Consider the following 2,500-nt stretch of genomic DNA (forward strand, 5'->3'; position numbering starts at 1 on the left):
GGCCATGGTGTGATCTTCGCGAGCTTGGTCAGGGGCGCGGAACGCGGGAAGCCCCGCTGGTTGGCGGGGCGTACGGCATTGATCTTTATGGGAAGATTTGGTTGCGGGGGCAGGATTTGAACCTGCGGCCTTCAGGTTATGAGCCTGACGAGCTACCGGGCTGCTCCACCCCGCGACGCTTTGTTGCAGATGTTCCGCTGCAGCCCGGTATTCTTTGCATTTGTCCGTCCTCGGAGGCTTTGGCCTCCTGCGGGCGGACGGGGCTGCTCCACCCCGCGCCATGTCCCGAGGGCTTAGAGATGCGATCGGGGGGATATCGTTTTTTGAGAGAGGCAGTCTCTTGTCAGGTCTGGCGGTGACCTACTCTCCCACGTCTTGAGACGCAGTACCATTGGCGTGGGCACACTTATCGGCCGAGTTCGGGATGGGATCGGGAGTTTTATGCCTACTATGACCACCAGACCGGAGAAGAGACGGGGGAGTGTCTTGCGACGGCTCCCCGAACATCAGTGATTGTTCCAGGTTTCGTGTTTACGTGCTTTTGACGATCCGAGCAGGGCGTAATGCCTTGCTGTTTCCGGATCAGATCAAGCCAATCGGGCAATTAGTACCAGTCAGCTGAACGCATTGCTGCGCTTACACCTCTGGCCTATCGACGTGGTCGTCTTCCACGGCCCTCAAGGGAGACCTTGTTTTGAAGGGGGCTTCCCGCTTAGATGCCTTCAGCGGTTATCCTGTCCGAACATAGCTACCCAGCACTGCCGTTGGCACGACAACTGGTCCACCAGTGGTTCGTTCAACCCGGTCCTCTCGTACTAGGGTCAACTCTTCTCAAGTCTCCTGCACCCACGGCAGATAGGGACCGAACTGTCTCACGACGTTCTAAACCCAGCTCACGTACCTCTTTAAATGGCGAACAGCCATACCCTTGGGACCTGCTCCAGCCCCAGGATGAGATGAGCCGACATCGAGGTGCCAAACGATGCCGTCGATATGGACTCTTGGGCATCATCAGCCTGTTATCCCCAGAGTACCTTTTATCCGTTGAGCGATGGCCCTCCCACTTGGGACCACCGGATCACTATGACCGACTTTCGTCTCTGCTCGACTTGTCAGTCTTGCAGTCAGGCTGGCTTCTGCCATTGCACTCAACGACCGATTTCCGACCGGTCTGAGCCAACCATCGCGCGCCTCCGTTACTGTTTGGGAGGCGACCGCCCCAGTCAAACTCCCCACCATGCACGGTCCCGGGCCCGGATAACGGGTCGCGGTTAGACAACAAGACGGCGAAGGGTGGTATCTCAAGGGAGGCTCCACGAAGACTGGCGTCCCCGCTTCAATGCCTACCACCTATCCTGCACATCACAGTCCTGTTGCCAATGCAAAGCTGGAGTAAAGGTTCATGGGGTCTTTCCGTCTAACCGCGGGTAGTGTGCATCTTGACACACAGTTCAATTTCGCTGAGTCCACGTTAGAGACAGCGGGGAGATCGTTACGCCATTCGTGCAGGTCGGAACTTACCCGACAAGGAATTTCGCTACCTTAGGACCGTTATAGTTACGGCCGCCGTTTACTGGGACTTCAATTCAGAGCTTGCACCCCTCCTCTTAATCTTCCAGCACCGGGCAGGCGTCAGACTGTATACGTCGCCTTACGGCTTCGCACAGCCCTGTGTTTTAAGTAAACAGTCGCCACCCCCTAGTTTGTGCCCCCCACACACACTTGCGTGCATATGGGGCTCCCTTCTCGCGAACTTACGGGAGCATTTTGCCGAGTTCCTTTAACGTGGTTCTCTCAAGCGCCTTGGTATACTCTACCAGTCCACCTGTGTCGGTTTAGGGTACGGTCTGATGTGGGGCTATTTCCAGGAACCTCTAAGCAGCCCACCCAATCCGATAAGGGCAAACTACCTTCGAGATCCGTCACATCCCACTGGCCCAGGAATATTAACCTGGTTCCCATCGACTACGCCTTTCGGCCTCGCCTTAGGGGCCGGCTTACCCTGCTCAGATTAGCTTTAAGCAGGAACCCTTGGACTTTCGGCGAGAGGGTCTCTCACCCTCTTTGTCGCTACTCATGTCAACATTCTCGCTTCTGATCTCTCCACCGGATGCCTTACAGCCCGGCTTCACAGAAAGCTCTCCATGTCCGTCACCGCCTTGCGGCAGATAAGACATGATGAGCTATATCACAGAACGCTCCGCTACCACGCACATCGCTGTGCATCCTGAGCTTCGGCTCGTGGCTTGAGCCCCGTTACATCTTCGCCGCAGGACAGCTTATCTAGACCAGTGAGCTGTTACGCTATCTTTAAATGATGGCTGCTTCTAAGCCAACATCCTGGTTGTTTTGGCCGTCCCACATGCTTTCCCACTTAGCCACGAATTAGGGGCCTTAGCTGCAGGTCAGGGTTGTTTCCCTCTTCACAATGGACGTTAGCACCCACTGTGTGTCTCCCGGATAGTACTCCACGGTATTCGGAGTTTGCTTAGACTCAGTA

The 2,500-nt window shown here is 55.8% G+C and carries 1 tRNA gene and 2 rRNA genes (1 of these 3 cut by a window edge); all 3 read right to left on the bottom strand.

Going from position 1 to position 2,500, the window contains the following annotated elements:
* Positions 1 to 98: 98 nt before the first annotated feature.
* Positions 99 to 175: transfer RNA gene (locus AC2EAL_RS21700), tRNA-Met, on the bottom strand.
* A gap of 172 nt (positions 176 to 347) precedes the next feature.
* A 5S ribosomal RNA gene (rrf, locus tag AC2EAL_RS21705) occupies positions 348 to 462 on the bottom strand.
* 121 nt (positions 463 to 583) lie between these two features.
* A 23S ribosomal RNA gene (locus tag AC2EAL_RS21710) occupies positions 584 to 2,500 on the bottom strand; it runs 915 nt beyond the window's last position.

This window comes from Tabrizicola sp. T74, assembly GCF_057219935.1.